Genomic DNA, 20,113 nt, shown 5'->3' with positions numbered 1-20,113 from the left:
AATCCCTCCTTATTCTTTCTCTAGTCTGTTTTTCTAATTAATTTATGGCCTATTGCCCTAAGAACATGATCTGTGCTATGATACGTGGGAACTCCTACCCGAGGAGCTACATTCATGACTGTATTAGTTCAGTCACCACAAGTACCTGTTAATAAGACCTGCATTCCTTTATTTTTTAACTTCAGTACTTTCTCTGCCTGGCCAGGACAAACACCTGGTTTATCACATCTATATCGACCATTTACTTCAACCATTCGCTTACATCTATCTACTGCAACTATTTCCGCTCCCATTTGAGTGGCTATTTCTCTTAATCGGGCTTCTTGACCACCACATTCGCATGCTAGTAGACCAATTTTGCGTTTTTCTTCTGGAAAAGGCATGGCAACTAAAATACCACCAGTTGTTTTATTAACTACTGAATCCTCATTGCCTGGTCGACCAGTAAATGGACCACCGAGTACTATTTCTCCATGTGGTTCAAGATATCCACCACATAGATCAATATATTTACTCACAGGTTCTCCAATTGGAACATCCAAAAAAACCTGACCTGTTTTAGCATTTTTAACTCTCCCTGCCACAGTAAAATCTTTTGTTATTACTGGTTTTCTTTCTTCAATTGCTCTAACTATATTTTTAAGAGTTTCAACATTTTGAATTACAGCTTTAGCTGCACTCGGCAATTGACCTGGCTCCAACTCAATTCCCAATATTTCTCTAACAATAACTCTTTCATCACCAGCAGGATACATATCAGGTAAAATTTTTAATTTTATATCATTTTCTAAATATAATGCTTTTTTGAGCTCTTTTACAGCCTTTTTATATTTAGTTTTAATTGCTATATAACAATGATCAGCATTTGTAATTTCTTTAATATATTTTAGTCCTTTAATGACTAATTCTGGTGATTTTTCTATTAACTCAATATTATGGGCTAATACAGGCTCACATTCTACTGCATTTGCAATTACACAGCCTCCAGTCAAATCTATATTCAATTTCACATGAGTAGGAAAACCAGCACCACCAGCACCAACAATCCCAGCTTCTTCAATCATTGCTAACTTATTATCTGATTTTTTTATCTTAATATAATCTGTAGTCTGTTCTCCAGACTCTGATATTTTAATAAATGAATCAGTAACTTCAGTAATCTTACCAGAAACACTTGCATGAATATTAGCACCCAGACCAACAGGTTTTCCAATTAATTGTCCCCGTTTAACTTCTTCACCTTTTTCAACAACTGCTTTACATGTTGATCCAATATGCTGTTTTAATAAAATTACTACACTCACTTTTCATTCACCTCCTTGAAAATTTACACTTGTGTTATTACTCACTATGTTTAATATGCAATTTTCATACCACAAATTCAAATTTACTTAAAAAAAGTATTTGATCTCTCTTTTTTTTTGTTTTTAGGCTAATTATATAGTAAAAATTTGCTTTTTTGTTTTAAAATTATTTTAAAATAGCTTTAAACTAGCTCTGAACTTAACTAATTTGTTAACAAATAAAAAAAACCGTCAGTAAGCTGACGGTTTTAAAATATATTTTTATAATTTAAAAATTGGAAATCAAGTTCAACGTTGTTTTGAAGCATTTAGAAAATAAAAAAACCTCATTGTCAGAAAACTGACACATGTCAATTCACCAACATAAGGTTATTTGAAAGATTTTATATAATTTTTTCTTATTTTTATTATAAACTTGTCTTATTAAAATGTCAAATAAATTTTATGTGAATTATTTATCTTTTCTTAAAAAAACTAAAATTAATTTACATTAATTCAGTTAAATCATAGTATTTAATTTTATAATAAAGTGTACTACGCGGTATTTTTAGCAAACGAGCAGCCTGCTTTTTATTGCCCTTAGTTATAGCAAGGGCTTTTTTAATAGTTTTAATTTCTATTTCAGATATTATCTCATTTAAGTCAAGATCAAGTTCATCCTGATAATTTATTGATTTCCTATCTTTTAGAAATTCTAGCTCCATAATCTTATCATTAAGTTGATTTTCAATTATCTTTTGTGGCAAACTATCAGCTCTAATTTCTCCTTCTTGAGAAAATACGACTAAGTTTTCAACAGTATTCTGGAGCTCTCTAATATTGCCTTTCCATTTATAGCCCATTAATAAAGTTAAGACTTCTGGTTCTAATTTAGGTATTTTCAATTGATTTTGTTGACAAAATTGATGAATGAAATGTCTCACTAAGATTGGAATATCTTCTTTACGCTCTCTTAGTCCGGGTAATTCAATTTTAATTACATTGATTCGATAAAAAAGGTCTTCTCTAAATTTTTCATTTTCAATCATTGTTTCTAATGCACGATTAGTAGCAGAAATTATTCTGACATCAACTTCAATATCTTTTTCTGCACCAACTCTTTTTATTTTATTTTCCTGTAACACACGTAGTAATTTAGATTGCATAAACATTGGCATATCACCAATTTCATCTAAAAATAGTGTCCCATGGTTGGCTAACTCAAAGTAACCTGCTTTTCCCTTTTTAGAAGCACCAGTGAATGCACCACTAACATAACCAAACATTTCACTTTCAAAAAGATTCTCTGGAATTGCACTGCAATTAACAGCGACCAATGGACCCTCTCTTTTACTAGCCTGGTGGATAGCCCTAGCAAAAAGCTCTTTTCCAGTTCCACTCTGTCCAGTAATTAAGATATTTACATTAGTTACAGCAACTTTTTGGGCTCTTGCTATTTTTTCTTTCATAATATTGCTATTACCTAAAATCTTATTAAAAGAATAATTAGCATCACTTATTTTTTTTACTTCCTGTTCTAAATAATGAAGTTTATCTTTAGTTTCTTCTAACTCAGAAGTCAAATTAGTTATTTCAGTTATATTTCTATCTGTAGAAACAGCTCCTACAAATTCATCGTCAATAAAAAGTGGCATTGCACTAATTATTGCATAAGTTCCCTCTTTAGGACTATGACAGACATTTTCTATAGGTTCTCTTTTTTTCATAACCTGATGGATAAGAGCGGTGGGGAAAAAGTCTTTCAAACTCTGATTTATAATATCTGCTGACTTAATTCCATAGAGCTTTTCTGCCTGCTGATCCCACATCACTACATTAGAATCTTTGTCAACTATACAAATAGCTTCATGAATTGAGTTTAAAATATTAACAAAATTATCATTCATAGCCGAAATCACATCATATAATTTATTAATAATATCCTTAATTCTAATTATACCTATTAAATTATCATCTTCTAAAACAGGTAATCGACCAATTTTTCTTGCTTTCATTATATTTTTAGCATCAATCGCCTTAGTTGTAGATTGCACTGTAACGACATCTTTTTGCATAAAGCAGCTTACCTTTTTCTGTAGCAACTTTTCTCGCTCTGCCATATTAAAAATCTTGGCAATATCATGGATAGTAATTAAGCCAAAAATCTGGTTATCATTTGCAACAATGGCATCTTGTACATCATTTTTTAACATTAAAAATACCGCATCAGATAAATTTGTATTTTTATTTATAATAAGCATTTGAATATCCATAATATCTTTAGCAACAAGATTATTTAATTTATCCAAATAAGTAAATTTACTTTCCACTATAATATTTCCTCCAATTTTTAAAACACCAAAATAAAATTTATTATTTAGTAAAATAAAAAAGGAATAATCCAGCTAGCAGCAGGATCATCCCTCCTTTTTTAAAAACAACTAAGCTAATTCTGCAAGTAAATCTTTAATTTTAGTCGCTTCATTGCCTGTACTAATAGTAAATTCTTTACCAGACTGACGATATTTAACTTCTAATTCACCTGCTGCTAGAGAGCGTCCTCCGATCGTAACTCTAATCGGGCAACCAATTAAATCAGCATCATTAAATTTAACTCCTGCTCGTTCATTACGATCATCTAATAAAACTTCAATTCCAGTTGAAGTTAATTCCTGATAAAGTTCTTCTGCTTTTTTTATAACATCTTCACTCTTGCCAAGGGGCAACAAATGTACCTGATAAGGGGCAAGAGCAAGTGGCCATTTTATACCATACTCATCATGATTTTGTTCAATTGCTGCAGCAATTGTTCTGGTAATTCCAATTCCATAACAACCCATTTTCATCAACTGAGATTTACCTGCTTCATCTAAATAAGTTGCCTCAAAAGCTTCACTGTATTTAGTTCCTAATTTAAATACCTGACCAACCTCGATTCCTTCAGCAAATTTCAATTCGCCTCCACAATGAACACACTCTTCACCAGCTTTAACTTCCCGAATATCAAAAGTATCTTCCAAATCAAGGTCTCGAGCAAAATTAAAATGAATCAAATGCTGATCTATTTCGTTAGCACCAATTACTCCATCAACTATTTTACTAACAGAATGATCAGCGACAATCTTGACTTCACCAATATTTACCGGTCCAGTAAATCCTTTGACTGTATTTAATTCTTCGTAAACACTATCACCAGCCATTTCCAGATTTACCACTCCCAATAAATTAGCCAGCTTAACCTCATTTACTTCATAATCTCCTCGAATTAAGGCTAACACAAGTTCTCCATGCTGAGTTTCATAAAGAACAGATTTTACAACCTGGTTAATTTCTACATCTAAGTATTCTGCTACTTGAGCTATAGTTTTGGCATCAGGTGTTGCTACTGCTGATAATTCCTCATCAGATCCATCTATTTCTCTTAATTTAAGAACTGATTCAGCTAATTCTAAATTAGCAGCATAGTCACAACTATCACAATAAACAACAGTATCTTCTCCTACTTCAGCCAGAACCATAAATTCGTGAGAATCATCTCCTCCAATTGGCCCACTATCTGCTAAAATAGTTCTATATTTAAGACCACAACGATCATAAATTTTACAATAAGCATCATACATTGCTTGATAGCTACGGTCAAGACCTGCCTGATCAAGATCAAAACTATAAGCATCTTTCATAATAAATTCTCGACCTCTCAATACTCCAAATCTAGGTCGCACTTCATCCCGATATTTAGTTTGAATCTGATAGAGGTTTAAAGGTAAATCTTTATAAGACCTAATTTCATCTCTTACCAGGTCAGTTACTACCTCTTCGTGGGTTGGTCCCAAACAAAAGTCACGATTATGTCTATCTTTTAATTTCATTAATTCGGGACCATAATCATCAAAGCGTTTTGATTCTTTCCAGAGATCAGCTGGTTGTAAAGCTGGCATTAAAAGCTCCTGGGCACCTGCTCTATTCATTTCTTCTCGAACAATCTGTTCAAACTTTCTAATTACATTATAGCCCAGAGGTAAGTAAGTATAAATACCTGAGGTCAATTTACGCATCAAGCCCGCTCTAAGCATAAGCTGATGACTAACAACTTCTGCATCAGCTGGCGTTTCCTTTAAAGTAGGTATGTACATTTTTGACATTTTCATAAAAAAATCTCCTTTCAAATTACAAACAAATAAACTAGGATAAGATTTCAACTAGCTTATTTTTACTCTCTAGATAATTTTCTAATAAATTAGACTACATTATATCAGTTTATTATATCAAATTAAAAGCATAAAAATAAAGCTTATTCCATAATAATTTACTTAATAATTGTTAATGTAGTTAAAAGCAATCAATTTAAGACCTTATAATTGGGCTATTTTAATAAATTTTTTTATTAATGGTGCTTCAATTTGATTTTTATAATAAGCAAGATATAATTTTCTTTCCATTACTAAGTTTTTCAATTTCAGCTGTTTAACTCGGTTATTTTTAGAAGCTTTTTCAGCAGCTAGTCCAGAAACAAATGAGACTCCTAAACCAGACTCAACCCCAGATATAATAGCTTCTGTACTACCAAGAGAAGCTACTATATGAAAATCATGTTTGGTAAATCCAGTTTCCCGAAGAGCATTAAACATAGCCTGTCTTGTTCCAGAACCTGCCTCACGAATAATCATTGACTCATTATATAAATCTTTTAACTTAATCTCCTTTTGAATAGCGAGCGGGCTATTAAGAGGGGCAATTAAAACAAGAGGATCTTCTGCAACTGCAATTTGATCAAATTGTTTTTCAGTTGGTTTTGAGCCAACAATTATTAAATCTACTTCTTGCTTCTTTAGTTTATTAATCATATCAGTGCTATCCCCAACTTCAACTGTAACTTCTACTTCTGGAAAACTCTTATGAAAAGCAGCTAACAGATCAGGGATCAAGTAAGCAGCAGGAATAGTACTGGAACCAATCACTAATTTACCATACTGAGATCCTTTAATCTGGTCAACGTCAAGCTGAAGTAATTCCCAGGAATTAATTATCTGACGTGATTTTTGATAAACTTTTCTACCAGCAGGTGTCAGAGATATTTCCCCACCCTGTCTAACTAATAACTTAGTTTTAAAGTATTCTTCTAAAGATTTTATTTGCATACTAATAGCAGGCTGACTAACTGAAAGCCGATCTGCTGCTACAGAAAAACTGCCCTGTTCAATTAATTCAATAAACATTTTTAAGCTTTTAAGTTTCATTAATGACCTCCTGGTTAAATATAAATTTTTCACTCAAAAACCACCTCAGAAAGCTGGTGGCTTTTAAGTAGTATTATAATTTTTATTTACTGGCCAGAAGCCTTGTTTTCCTGAAAGTCTCTGACAAAAATCATATTTTTCATTTCTTCAATCGCCTGATCAAGCTGATTATCACTGCCATCTGCTTTGGCTGCTTCAATATCAAGTTCTACTTTAATATCTGGTTTTATACCTTTTTCATGAATATAATTACCAGCTGGAGTATAATAACGAGCAGTTGTCAAACTAACTGCCGAACCATCTTCTAGAGGAACTACAGATTGAACTACCCCTTTACCAAAAGTAGTAACTCCCATTAGTTTACCCCGATTATAATCTTTAACTGCTCCCGAAACTATTTCAGAAGCACTAGCTGAACCTTTATTAGTTAAAATTATAAGTGGAATATCAGGATGTGAATTTATCTCAGGATTAACATCCAGCACTCGCTCTGTTTGATCTTTTTGCCGAACTGAGACGACCACACCTTGATCAATAAAAACTGAAGCAACATTAACAGCTTCATTTAATAATCCACCAGGATTATTTCTTAGATCTAAAATAATTCCTCTGGCTCCCTGGTTCTGCAGATCAGTAACAGCAGCTTCAACTTTACTGCCCACCTCTTCGATAAACTGAGCCAGACTAATATAGCCAATTTCATCTGTCTTCATTTCTGATTCAACATAAGGAACTTCAATATCTTCCCGGGTGATTTCAACTTCAAATTCTTCCTGATCGCCCCGATCAATAGTCAGAGTAACATCTGTTCCCTCTTTCCCACGCATCATTCCAACAGCTTTCATCTGCGACATTTCGCTTGTTTGCTGGCCATCAATTGCTACAATTATATCGCCTGCTCTTAGATCAGCTCTTTCGCCGGGAGTATTTTTAATTGGAGAAACAATAGTTAATTTATTATCCCGCATTGTAATAACAATTCCTATTCCACCATAATGGCCCTCATACTCTTCCTGCATTTCAGCATATTCTTTAGGTGTCATATAGTAAGAATAACGGTCAGCAGTATTTAGCATCCCGTTAATTGCACCCTCAATCAAAGCATCAAATTTAATATCTTCTACATAGTAATTTTGCAGCAAAAACATTACGTCTTGAAAAGCATCCGCCTTCGTATAACTACTCTGCTCCTCAGCTACTGACTGCTGATTATTGTTAGGCTGAGCTGCAGCGCTAACTGCTGCTCCAAATAAAATTAATAAAGTTAAGCTAATAATAAATCGATTTCTAAAATTTTTAGTCAATCTTGCCACCTGCTCCCTTAATTTAATAAATTCTCCTGGCTGAATAATAGAGTCATGCTTTTATTAACTGCTCAAAAAACAGCTTCAGTCAGCAGTTAGTGAACTATTTCAGTAAAACCTTCTCCAAGAACCTCATGAACATTATTAATAATTACAAATGCATTTTTATCTATTTCAGAAACTGCTTTTTTCAGTTCAGATACTTCAGAACGAGATATCACACAAAGTAATACTTCTTTTTTGTTACCAGTGTAGCCCCCTTTAGCTTCAAAGCGAGTTACCCCACGATTAAGATCATTTACTACCATCTGTTTAATAGCAGTTGGTTGTTCAGAAATTATTAAAACACCTTTTTTGAAATTAAGACCTTCCTGCACAATATCAACTGTTCTAGAGTTAATAAAAATAGTTATTGCAGCATATAAAGCCACTTCAAGATTAAAAAATATCCCTGCTAAAGCAACTACACAGCCATCTGCTATTAACAAGCCCTCACCAACTGTTATTCCAGTAAAATGATTAATCAAAGCAGATACCATATCAGTTCCACCAGTAGTTCCCCGGGATCGAAAAACTATTCCTAAACCAATCCCACCTAAGACTCCTCCATAAATCGAAGCTAAAAGAAGATCGTTAGTTAGAGCAGTCATATGAGGCTGCAAGAAATCTGTAAAAATTGATAATGTTATAATACCATAGACTGTTCTAGTGCCGAATCCCCCTCCTAATATTTTAACTCCTGCAATAAAGAGTGGAATATTAATTAAAAGCATTGTAATACCAATCGGAAAATCAGTTAAATAATAGATAACTGTTGCCAGACCACTTACCCCTCCCGCAGCAATTCTATTGGGCACTAAAAAAGTAGTTAGGGCAAGTGCTATCAAGAAAGACCCCAGAGTTATACCAAGGTAATCAATAATAGTTCTTTTGTTCAAAGCTCATCCCCCTCTGCATAAATCTAATACCTTTTATTATTAAACATTATAGCTTAATTTGCAAGTTTTTCTCCTTACTTCTTTATGATAATCCTCAGTTTGATTAACTTTTCAACTTGTTTTGCTGAATTTAAAGATTATTTGATAAATCTATTTTTCAAAACTAAATAAACAAAATAAGGCAGAGCCATCATTCTCCCCAAACGACTTGGCTCCTGTAACAACCGATAAAGCCATTCCAGACCAGCTTTTTGCATCCAGCGAGGAGCTCGATTAACCTGCCCCGCTATTACATCAAAACTTCCTCCAACAGTAAAAGCAGCCTTAACTTTTAGACGAGAAAGATTAGCCGCCAGAAATTTTTCCTGAAGCGGTGCTCCCATTCCAACCAGCAAAAGATCAGGCTGCTGCTGATTTATTTCTTGCAATACTTCGGCTGTATTCTCTTGGTTAAGATAACCATGATGATAACCAGAAATATTTAGATCGGGATAGTGCTCTTGCAAATTATTTACTGCCTGGTCAACTACTCCCGGTTTACTGCCCAGAAAATAAAAACTTCTTTCACCAGACGCTGAGTTTGCCAGAAGCTGCTGCATAAGATCAAATCCAGCTACCCGTTCGGGCAGCTGTTGTCCCATAATTCTGGCCGCAATTACAACTCCAATTCCATCGGCTGTTGCTAATTGGGCTGAGTTTAAAATATTAAACAATTCCTGATCTGAACTGGCTAAAGCTAACATCTCCGAGTTAGGGGTAACTATTAGAGCAGGCCTAGCAGCTGAATCTTGTTTGGTAAATTCAATAACTCTATTTACGGCTCCAGTCAGGTCAAGTATGTCAATTTTTACTCCTAAAATTTTAAGTGTAGTTCTCACTAACTAATTACCTCCAAGACCATCCGGGCAAAAACATTAGCCTGCTGTTTTTGCTGTTTAAGATATGTTTTAATTTCTTTTCTAAGCTGATATCTCTGCTCATGTAATTCAGTCAGAGCAGTTGTAACTTGAGCTGCCTTTAGTTCTGTGATTTCAAGGCAGGGCAAACTATCTAGATCAGCCATTAGGCCAGTTACTTTAGGATCATAGCTAATAGCCAGCAGTGGAATTTGATTTAATAAAGCAAAAATGAGGCTGTGCAATCTAACACCAACAAAAAGATCAAGCTCACTAAAAAAGCTGAGAGCTTTATTCGGTTGGTTAGGAAGTTTAACCAATTCTGATTCAGCTTTTAAAAGCTTCTGCAATTGGACTGCTGTTTTTTCATCACTGCCTTTATGAAAAGAAAACAGCAAAAATTTACAGCTGCTTTCAGCTGAAAATCTATTTAATCCAGCTGCCAATTCTGATATATAATCTGCTGACCAGGGCCGGACAGCAACTCCAATTTCTAACTTACCTTTAATTTTTTTATGTAAATTATATTCAAAATCAGCTAAAGCAAAAACTGGATCAACAGTCAGATTAAGCTTTTGCTTAACTCCAATTTGTTTTAATAAATTATAAGACCCTTGATCTCTAACTCCCAGCAGATTAAATCTATTTAAACTTAGTGCAGTAAGTTTGCGGCTCCAAAATTTATTTAACGGACCAGCTCCTTGAGCATAGTAAATAGTTTTTACCCCCTGCAATTTAGCCAGCCAGGCTAATGATAGATAATAGGGTACAGAGAAGCTGCCAGTTACATCCTGTAACAGGCTACCTCCTCCACTAATAAATAAATCCGCTTCTGCTAGAGCAGCTAAAATCTGTATTATAGAATAACGGCCAATCGATTTAACTCCATATCTTTTACTAGTAATTTCTGGCCGGGCAGATAAAACAGTTATCTCTACTTCAGCTGCTCCCAATAAAGTTATAATCCCCTCCAGAACTGCCTCATCACCAAGATTCTCAAATCCATAATAACCTGAAATAACAATTTTTTTCATGTATTTTTAACCATCCTGTCCTGATTCTTTTGCTTAAAATTACAAGCCAGTTTGTTTTTTTAGTCCGCAATCAAGACCAAGTTGTTTTAATTTGCAGCTTTAAATAAATAACTATATTTATGCCAGAGCTTAAGCAACACTTTATAAAATAAAATTAATAAACTACCAATAATTAATGCTAACCAGTAAGAATGAAAAGTTCTAAATAATGAAATTAATACTGGTGTGTGAAGATGAGAAAAAGTATTAACAGTTGTAATTACTCCAACTGAAGCCAACATTAATAATGGATAAAAAATAAGTTTCTTTTTCTGTTCTCCATTTAAATAAAGAGCAAAAATTAAAAGTGGATAGCCAATTAAAAATTCTTTAAAGCGAGGTCTTACATAGAGAATTTTGGCCAATAAACTTCTAATAGTTAACTCCCAGGCAGGCACAGGCAATAACGGGAAATTTCCTGTTCGACCAATATATATTACAGCTAAAAGAGCTAAGCCAGCAGCTAAAATTAGATGCTTAACTTTAATATTTTTCTCTAAAAGCAAAGGTAGCTTACCAGTAAAATTATGCTTGGCTGGTTGAACTATAAAATAAAAACTAATTAAAACCAGTGGTAACAAAAAGGCTAACTTTATCCCACGGAAGTTATTAACTTTAAAGATAAAATCACTAGTATTTAAAGCAGCACTGACAAAAATAGCTCCTGCTAAAGCAGTTAAAAAAGCTGCTGTATAGTTAAAAATTAAAAAAACTAATTTATCTTTTTTAAGATCAGCTACCCCTGCTTTATTATTTAACAGAAAAGCTATTATTGCTAAAGAAGGAAAAATAATCGCTGCTGCAAATGCTATTATCTGACGCAGTAAAATAATTTTATCTAAATTAATTAAAACTAAAGCCATTAAACCAGTTGCTAAAAAGAATAAAGTTAATGCTTTTAAATAACGACAGCCAACAAAATAGTAAAGCAATAAAATCCCGGCAGCTGTTACTCCGAATAAAACAAATACTAAATTAAGTCTGCTTGAGTTAAAATATCCGAGAGGTCTGGCCTGGCCAATTTGATAACCAGCTGTCTTTAAATCACTTTCTAAACTGTTTAATAAATCAAGATTACGCTCCAGCAATTTATCACCTTTTAGAAAAGGTTTATGATAAATTATTTTAACAGCTCGTTCCCGGACTGCTAATAAATAGCGTTCAATAATTTTAGCTTTAGTTGACTTTTCAACTTCTTCCTGCTGCATACTATGAGTGCGCAGGAGTTTAAAATTAGTTAGTTTAGTTAACTTATCTGCTCCCGACTGATCAGCAATAAATGCTTCAATATTACCATAAATAAGCTTATTTTGCTTAATTAACTCAGCAGTTTTTCTTAAATCAGCTGGATAACCAGTTACTTCATCACCATCAAAAATTAATAACTGCGGCTTAATAGCAGCAATACTATTTTTTAAAACAGCAAAGGCATTTAATTTGTTTCCACTCCGATAGGCAATTTTTAGACCAGCTTTTTGAGCTTGATCAACTAAGTGCTGATTATAGCCAAGACTTAAATTTTCTAAGGTTTTATGCCAGTGAGGAAAATAGAGAAAATACTGATCAGCTATTTCAAATGAATGAACCTGATAATCAGCTTCTAATTCTGGTGCCAAATTTTTAAGCTGTTCAATTAGATTAGGATTTACAGCCATAAAAAGAGCTGTATTGGCTGACTGCTGTAGATCTAGATTAGATGCCTGGAGTTTAGTCCTTAATTCCTGCTGTAAGAAAGCAAAATTAATCTGATCAATTTTCTGCAGACTACCATTTTCGAGTAGATCTTTTAAAGTCTGCTGATAAACAGCAAATCCTGTCACACCAGCTTCCTGTAGTTTTTGCATAGTTAATTGTGGTACAAGTGATTTTAATTCAAGATAACTGTCACCATCAAAAACAATCTCAATCCCTTTTTGCTGAGCAAAATAATTAACTCTAGCCTTAAGTCCTGCCCCAGCAAAAATAAGAGTTATTATAATTATTAAAAGCAAAATTTTTTTCAAGTATCTTCACCTATTTCTTGATAATATCAAATCGATTAAGTTTAGACCAGCCACTACTGCAAAAAAGGGCCTATTGCTTACTCTGTAAGCGTAGATATTCTTCTATAAAATCATCTAAATAACCATCCATAACTTTACTAACATTACCTTCTTCAAAATTGGTTCGATGGTCTTTAATTAAATTATAAGGGTGAAAAACATAAGATCTAATCTGGCTACCCCAGGCAATTTCTTTATGTTCACCACTTAATTCATCGATTTTTTCAGCCTGAGCTTCTTCTTTTAATTCAAGCAGTTTAGCTGTTAAAACTTTCATAGCAGTTGCTTTATTTTTATGTTGAGAACGCTCATTTTGACACTGGACAACAACACCAGTAGGTAGATGAGTTATTCGTACAGCCGAATCAGTTTTATTAACATGCTGTCCTCCAGCTCCACTGGCACGATAAGTATCTATCTTTAAATCATTTTCATCAATCTCCACCTGCAGTTGATCATCAAGTTCAGGCATAACATCAACTGAAGCAAAAGAGGTATGTCGTCGCCCTGAAGAGTCAAAAGGAGAAATTCTGACCAGACGATGCACACCACGTTCTCCCTTTAAATAACCATAAGCATAATCTCCAGAAATAAGCAAAGTTACACTTTTAATACCAGCTTCATCGCCCGGATTAAAATCAAGTGTTTCCAGCTGATAATCATTTGCCTCTGCCCAACGACTGTACATTCTTAGCAGCATCTGGGCCCAATCTTGTGATTCTGTTCCTCCAGCACCAGGATGAATAGCTAAAATAGCATTACTGTCATCATAAGGCTCATTTAACCGTAATTTTAACTCAAGTTTTGCTAACTCTTTTTCTAACTGCTGAAAGGTATCTTTTAATTCAGCTGTTAGATCAGCAGCAGACTCAGCTGCCAGCTCTAAATATACTTCAGCTTCTTCAAAACGTTCTGCTAAAGAATCAATTATTTTTAAACGTTTTTTTATTCGATCTAGCTGTCTTGATTTCTGACGAGCATTTTCTTGATCATCCCAGAAGTCTGCTGCTGCCATTTCTTTTTCAATTTTTTCTTTCTTTATTTTTAATTGATCCCGGTCAAAGTAAATCACTCAAATCAGCAAAACGTTCTTTTAAGTCGATTAGTTTATTTTTAAAATTAGTCTCCATTTAATCATCTCCCACAGCATTTTTTATATTTTTTGCCACTTCCACAGGGACAGGGATCATTTCTACCTGGCTCTTCAGCTTTAACAACTGTATTTTTACCAATACTACCATCACCAGCATTTGAGGTTGAACTACTCTTACTACCAGAGCTAAGTGCATTTTCTGGAGATGAGTAATTAAGCTGTCTTTGATTCAGCTGCTGTGTTTGGGGGCCTTTTTGCTCAACTTCAATTTTAAAGGCAGTTTCAATTATATCTTCCCGAATTGAAGCAGTTAACTCATTAAACATATCAAATGATTCAAATTTATATTCAGTTAGAGGATCCTTCTGACCATATGCTCGCAAACCAATTCCCTGCCTTAATTCATCCATATTATCAAGATGAGTCATCCACTTGCGATCAATGACTCGTAAACAAAGGAATTTAATAATTTCCTCAAATCTTTCTGAATCAACCTGTTCTCTCTTTTCCTGATACGAGGCTAAAGCCTGCAGATAAACCTTCTCTTTTATTTCTGGAAGGGATAGTTTAGCTAAATCTGCTGCAACTAAATTAGCAGCAAGTCCAATCCCACTTAAATACTCAACCATACCAGTTAAGTCCCATTCATCAGGATGAAGATCTTCTGACATAAACATATCTAGAACATTATCCAGCAATTGCTTTAACATGCCGGCAATTTTATCTTCCAGATCAGGAGTTGTTAATAAAGTTCTACGCTGACTATAAATAACTTCACGCTGCTTATTTAAAACATCATCGTATTCCAAAATTGCTTTTCTGATATCAAAATTACGACCTTCGACTTTTTGCTGAGCTCTTTCGATAGAATTAGAAATCAATTTATGCTCAACTGGCTGGTCTTCTTCAACACCAAGTTTATCAAGTAAACCATTTATCTTATCAGAGCCAAACAACCGCAATAAATCATCTTCTAGCGACACATAAAACTGAGAAGAGCCAGGATCACCTTGACGTCCTGCCCGACCGCGGAGCTGATTATCAATCCGACGGCTTTCATGTCTTTCTGTCCCCAAGACATGTAAGCCACCTAACTTTTTAACTTCAGGTCCCAGAACAATATCTGTTCCCCGACCTGCCATATTAGTAGCAATTGTTACACTATTTTTTTGACCTGCGTCTTTGACAATTTCAGCTTCGCGTTCATGATTCTTAGCATTTAAAACCTGATGCGGTATTCGTTCTCTTTTTAACTGCTGACTAAGCATTTCTGAATTCTCAATATCTGCAGTTCCAACTAAAACAGGCTGTCCCTTTTGATAAAGTTCTTTAATTTTTGCAATGGCAGCACGATACTTAGCAGCTTTATTTGTAAAAACTAAGTCTGCCATATCATCTCTGATCATAGGCTCATTAGTTGGAATAACAACAACTGACATATCATAGATTTTAATAAATTCTTCTTCTTCTGTTTCAGCAGTACCTGTCATACCAGCTAATTTATCATACATTCGAAAAAAATTCTGTAAGGTTATTTTAGCAAAAGTCTGACTCCCTTTTTGTACTTCTACTCCTTCTTTTGCTTCAATTGCCTGGTGTAAACCCTCACTATAGCGACGGCCTTCCATCACCCGGCCAGTAAATTCGTCAACAATCTTGACCAGACCATCTTTAACTATATAGTCCCGATCTTTTTTCATTAAAGTATGGGCTTTTAAGGCTTGATTTAATTGATGATTCAGCTGAAAGTTTTCTTCTGAATAAAGATTATCTACATTTAATTTTTTCTCTGCTTTTTTAACTCCTGCTTCAGTCAAGGTTACTAATTTATTTTTCTCATCAATTTCATAATCTACTTCTTTTGCTAAGTTAGGAATTACTCGATTGAATTTACGGTAATCAGAACTTTTTTCCTGAACAGGTCCTGAAATAATCAGCGGTGTTCTGGCTTCATCAATCAAAATACTATCAACCTCATCTAAAATAGCGTAGTGATGTCCACGCTGAACTAACTCTTCTTCGCGGTATGCCATATTATCACGCAGATAATCAAAACCAAACTCATTATTAGTTCCATAAGTAATATCACAGCGATAAGCCTGGCGGCGTTCTGCTGGTGTCATTCCATTTAAAATCACTCCAACACTTAGACCTAAAAACTGATATATTCTACCCATCCACTCACTATCACGAGCAGCCAGATAATCATTAACTGTTACTACATGTACACCTTGACCTGCCAGTGCATTTAAATATACTGGTAGAGTAGCAGCAAGTGTCTTACCTTCTCCAGTCTTCATCTCAGCTATCTTACCCTGATGTAAAACTATTCCACCCAAAAGCTGCACATCAAAGTGGCGCAGCTGACCTTCTGTTGAACGTTGAGAAGCTTCTCTGACTACCGCAAAGGCTTCTGGAAGCAGGTCATCGAGAGTTTCTCCTTGCTGATAACGCTGCTTAAACTCAGCAGTTTTGGCCTGTAGTTCATCGTCTGATAAGCTCTGCATAGTCGGTTCTAAATCATTTATTGCTTTTACAGTTGGTGCTAATTTCTCTAGTTGTTTCTGATTTGGATCTTTAAATAAGTTCTTGAGGAACTTAAACATTTTACTTCCTCCCTAATCAATCTAAGCAGCTACTGAATAGCTAGCTGGATTTTAATTAATTTTTATCGTCAGTGAATTTGCCTGTCTAACTGCTATTACAATCAAATTAATTATATCATCTTAAATATTAAAACTCAATTAAGAAGCTACTGCTGCTGATTAGAATTAGATTAATTCTTATTATTTTTCTTAAATTGGATAATTATCTCTTCTTTAGTTAAAATATCGAAAATTATCGCAAAAAATTTAGAGTTTTTAAAGGTTTTTTTGAATAAATGTCTAATTACTTTATAATAGATTAATTTTTTGAATATGAGAAAGGAATTATCTAAAATATCAAAAAATTAGCACACTAATCAAGGGGGAAAAAATTTGAAAAAACTATTAACAATTTTACTTGTAGTGGGAGTTATCTTTAGCTTTAATTTTAGTGCTGCTGCTGAAAGCAACAATTTATGGCAGCCCAATTTTAATCTGGAAATGAGAACTCAATCTGATGACTCTTTAGGTAAAGTAGGTATAGTCTATCCACTTATCAGCAGTAAAGACTCTATCTTTTATACTGATTTTAGAACCATGTTTAGCAGTGATGATGTTTCAGAATGGAATCTGGGGCTTGGCTATCGACATAAATCTGCTAATGATAAATATATTCTGGGAGGATATGTTTTCCGGGACTACCGGGATGAATACGATGCTGACTGGAATCAATGGACAGTTGGGGGTGAATTATTAACTAAAGCAGCTGACTTTAGACTTAATCTCTATTATCCAATCAAGGATGAGGTGCTTGCCAATAGTAGTAGAGCTGATCAAATTATAACTGTGGGAAATGAACTTCGTTATCAGGCATCAACTCTAGATACATACTATGAAGCTCTACACGGCTATGACTTTGAAATAGGACGACGTTTTTCAGATAATCTACCATTTGATATTGGAGTTTATCTAAGAACTTTTAAATTTAGTGGTGATGACTCGGAAGATGTAAGTGGAAATGGAGTTAAAGTTAACACTCAATTTGGTAATCCTGACAAAGCTCTCTGGACTTTTGGTTTTGATTGGCAGGATGACGATGTTAGAGGTAATAACTTTGAAACAACTTTAGGAGTTTCAATTCCTTTTGGCGGTCAGACTGCTGCTAATCGACCAAGTCAAAAAAGTAAGTTGGCCCGCAGAATGACAGAAGCACCGAATCGTGATATTGATATTATAGTTAATCAGACTAAAGAAGTTAAAAAAGTAATCTCCGAATCTGCTGCTGTTGATCCCGAAACAGGTAAAACAATTACTTCTCCATTTTATGTGACTGTAGATGGAACTGGTGATGGCAGCAAAAGTAATCCAGCCGGTTTAAAAGATCTAAGCAGTGGAAGTGGCCTCAATGATAATGATATTGTCGTTTTACTGGGGGATAAAGGAGATTTTAAACTTACCGATAGCCTTACTCTACAAAACGGTAACAAATTACTCTCTCCAGGCGGAGCAGTAAGATTAGGTTCAGCTAAAAACAATTCTGATTTAGCATATTTTAAACCAACTGGAACCCAGGCTACTTTAACCAGTGCTAATGACATAAATTTAATAGAACTGGCTCATAATAATACAGTTTCTGGAATTAATTTTGTTGGCAGCCAAGATTCAAATATTATAGCTATTAATAGTGAACTAGCTGATAATAATTCAAACAATTTAACTATCAGCAACAACAGTTTTAGCAATCTTAGCCAAGGGATTTTTATTAAAAATGGTCACACAAATACAGTTAGTAATGATTCTAATTCAACAAAAATTACAATAAATAATAATCAATTTGATAATCTAGCTCTAAAGGCAATCCATGTTTCTACCGAAAATACTGCAGATAATCAGATTGAAATTAATAACAACTCACTGATTGGTGAATTTAATAATGGTATTACAGTCGATACCTCTTATAATAAAAATGATAAATTAAATATTGAAAACAACTATTTAGAAGCAGCATCTGCCTCTGCTATATCAGTCCACTCTGGTTATAGTGCTGAATCTTCTCAAATTACAGTTGCTAATAATACCATTGATCAAAGTAACTATGGTGCAATTGATGTTGACCTGACTAGTTCTACCCAGGCTAAAATAACAATTGCTAATAATCAAATCAATCAAGTAACAAGACCAAAATCATATAAGACAATAATTTTAAAAGAAGCAGCTCGGTATCCTGGAGCAATTTATCTATCTGCAAATGATATCGATCAAATTGAGACTAAAGTTATCAATAATACAATTAATGATTCTATGTCAAATGGTATTACCATTGCTTATAATAATAATAATATTTCTAAAAACAAGCTAATTAAAAATAATGCTGATTCTATTTATAGCAATAAAATCTTAGTTGATAATAATATAATTAAGAAAAGTGATGGATCTGCGATTAGTATAGCTGCAGATGGCTATGACAATACAGAATTTACTGTTAGCAATAATCAAATTGGTCAAGTTTTAATATCATCAGGACTATATGGAGTTAGTGCTATTAGTTCCTCCGGAGCAATTGCTCTATCCGCAAATGACATTGACCAGATTAAGACTCAAGTAATTAACAATATTATTAATGATTCTGAAACAGTTGGTATTAAGCTTGATTATTATCTAAATAATAATCTTAGTAATAGTATTTTAATCGATAACAATATTATTCAAAAAAGTAATGAAAGTGCAATTGCTGCTGTTACAAGAGATACCCTAAATACAGATCTGACCATCAGTAATAATCAGATAGCCTATGTATCCGGAAGAGGAATTAGGTATAATGAATTTATAGTAAATGCTATTGATACTCCAACTGGGGCAATTAGTGTTGCTGGAAGCAGTAATTTGACTAGCAACATAAATAACAATACTATAGAAAACTCCCAAATAGCTGGTATTATAGTTGACTATCGAGCTAGAAACATGACAGACCAAAAGTCATTTACAGTTGACAATACTATTAATTCTAATAACTTAGGTAATATTGCTGGTAATGCTGTTGAATTGCTTTATAATAAAGAAAGATCAAATACTGATGATAATTATACACTTGTAAAAGCTAATACTGAAATAACTAATAATCAAGTTAGATTTAGTGGTGGAAGTGGAGTCTTAGTGGAGGCATTAAACTTTACTAATCAAGCTGATAAACTTGCATTTAATGTGAGTAATAACTTGCTTAACCGATCGCTTTCCAATGGATTAGTGGTTTTGAATGAGGGAATTAAAGATCTGCAACTTAAAGTAAATAATAATCAATTTGGTTATGCAGGCCAATATGGAATTAACTTAGAAAGTGTGATTAATCGTAATTATGACTATGATTCTGATCTTTATATTTACTATCCTGCTCAAACAACAGCTGCTATTTCTGGTAATATAATTAACCAGGCTTTAGCAGGTGGTATAGGACTTTATACAGAAAGTATGGGAAATGAACTTGCAAAAATTATTTTTGACCAGGAAAAAGTAATAAGTGAAAATAGTTTTGGAAGCAGTATTGACCCTTTGATTAAAGAAACTAATCACAGTGAACCAACTGATTAATTATTGATAAGTAAACTGTTTAAAGTCAGAAAAGAGTGCCTCAAATGAGGCACTCTTTTTTTATTTATTAATTTATT

12 protein-coding genes are annotated in these 20,113 nt (G+C 33.8%); 1 reads left to right on the top strand and 11 read right to left on the bottom strand.

Features of this window, described 5'->3' with window-relative positions; genetic code table 11:
• Positions 1 to 20: 20 nt before the first annotated feature.
• The 11 genes from prdC to secA all read right to left on the bottom strand — a co-directional run bounded on the left by prdC (position 21) and on the right by secA (position 16,472).
• On the bottom strand, positions 21 to 1,304 hold the full coding sequence (prdC, locus tag BMZ74_RS02195) for a proline reductase-associated electron transfer protein PrdC (protein WP_177181338.1): 1,284 nt from the start codon (positions 1,302 to 1,304) through the stop codon (positions 21 to 23).
• Between the two features lie 485 nt (positions 1,305 to 1,789).
• Positions 1,790 to 3,613, bottom strand: a complete 1,824-nt coding sequence (locus BMZ74_RS02190; protein ID WP_218142033.1) for a sigma-54-dependent Fis family transcriptional regulator — start codon at positions 3,611 to 3,613, stop codon at positions 1,790 to 1,792.
• A gap of 111 nt (positions 3,614 to 3,724) precedes the next feature.
• Positions 3,725 to 5,431, bottom strand: a complete 1,707-nt coding sequence (locus BMZ74_RS02185) for a proline--tRNA ligase (protein WP_089858958.1) — start codon at positions 5,429 to 5,431, stop codon at positions 3,725 to 3,727.
• A 204-nt stretch (positions 5,432 to 5,635) separates the two neighbouring features.
• A complete protein-coding gene (locus tag BMZ74_RS02180; protein WP_089858955.1) occupies positions 5,636 to 6,520 on the bottom strand; it encodes a selenium metabolism-associated LysR family transcriptional regulator in 885 nt (294 codons plus the stop codon).
• An 86-nt stretch (positions 6,521 to 6,606) separates the two neighbouring features.
• Positions 6,607 to 7,833 carry a S41 family peptidase gene (locus BMZ74_RS02175; RefSeq protein ID WP_089858952.1) on the bottom strand — a complete coding sequence of 409 codons (1,227 nt, stop codon included), beginning with the start codon at positions 7,831 to 7,833 and terminating at the stop codon, positions 6,607 to 6,609.
• Between the two features lie 86 nt (positions 7,834 to 7,919).
• Entirely contained in the window at positions 7,920 to 8,762 is an 843-nt protein-coding gene (locus BMZ74_RS02170; protein WP_089858949.1) for a YitT family protein, read from the bottom strand.
• A gap of 137 nt (positions 8,763 to 8,899) precedes the next feature.
• A complete protein-coding gene (locus BMZ74_RS02165; protein WP_089858945.1) occupies positions 8,900 to 9,640 on the bottom strand; it encodes a WecB/TagA/CpsF family glycosyltransferase in 741 nt (246 codons plus the stop codon).
• Complete coding sequence (csaB, locus tag BMZ74_RS02160; RefSeq protein WP_089858942.1) at positions 9,640 to 10,692, bottom strand: polysaccharide pyruvyl transferase CsaB; 1,053 nt, start codon at positions 10,690 to 10,692, stop codon at positions 9,640 to 9,642. Before csaB ends, BMZ74_RS02165 begins: the two co-directional genes overlap by 1 nt.
• Before the next feature lie 86 nt (positions 10,693 to 10,778).
• Entirely contained in the window at positions 10,779 to 12,734 is a 1,956-nt protein-coding gene (locus BMZ74_RS02155; RefSeq protein ID WP_089858939.1) for a DUF5693 family protein, read from the bottom strand.
• A gap of 70 nt (positions 12,735 to 12,804) precedes the next feature.
• A protein-coding gene (prfB, locus tag BMZ74_RS02150) for a peptide chain release factor 2 (protein ID WP_218142032.1) occupies positions 12,805 to 13,903 on the bottom strand; the annotation gives its coding sequence in 2 pieces (ribosomal slippage) (positions 12,805 to 13,833 and positions 13,835 to 13,903; 1,098 coding nt in all).
• 4 nt (positions 13,904 to 13,907) lie between these two features.
• Complete coding sequence (gene secA, locus BMZ74_RS02145) at positions 13,908 to 16,472, bottom strand: preprotein translocase subunit SecA (RefSeq protein WP_089858933.1); 2,565 nt, start codon at positions 16,470 to 16,472, stop codon at positions 13,908 to 13,910.
• Between the two features lie 372 nt (positions 16,473 to 16,844).
• On the opposite strand from secA, the gene BMZ74_RS02140 reads away from it, so the two are divergent.
• Positions 16,845 to 20,036 carry a hypothetical protein gene (locus BMZ74_RS02140; RefSeq protein WP_089858930.1) on the top strand — a complete coding sequence of 1,064 codons (3,192 nt, stop codon included), beginning with the start codon at positions 16,845 to 16,847 and terminating at the stop codon, positions 20,034 to 20,036.
• The last annotated feature ends 77 nt before the right edge of the window (positions 20,037 to 20,113 follow it).

Origin of the sequence: Halanaerobium salsuginis (genome assembly GCF_900114545.1) — a bacterium.
Taxonomy (GTDB): Bacteria; Bacillota; Halanaerobiia; order Halanaerobiales; family Halanaerobiaceae; genus Halanaerobium; species Halanaerobium salsuginis.
This window is presented reverse-complemented; position numbering and strand designations above follow the sequence as displayed.

What these genes read in the sequence shown, in the direction of transcription:
- BMZ74_RS02185 (WP_089858958.1), bottom strand. Translation starts at nt 5,431, where the DNA reads ATGAAAATGTCAAAAATGTACATACCTACTTTAAAGGAAACGCCAGCT.
- BMZ74_RS02180 (WP_089858955.1), bottom strand. Translation starts at nt 6,520, where the DNA reads ATGAAACTTAAAAGCTTAAAAATGTTTATTGAATTAATTGAACAGGGC.
- csaB (WP_089858942.1), bottom strand. Translation starts at nt 10,692, where the DNA reads ATGAAAAAAATTGTTATTTCAGGTTATTATGGATTTGAGAATCTTGGT.
- secA (WP_089858933.1), bottom strand. Translation starts at nt 16,472, where the DNA reads ATGTTTAAGTTCCTCAAGAACTTATTTAAAGATCCAAATCAGAAACAA.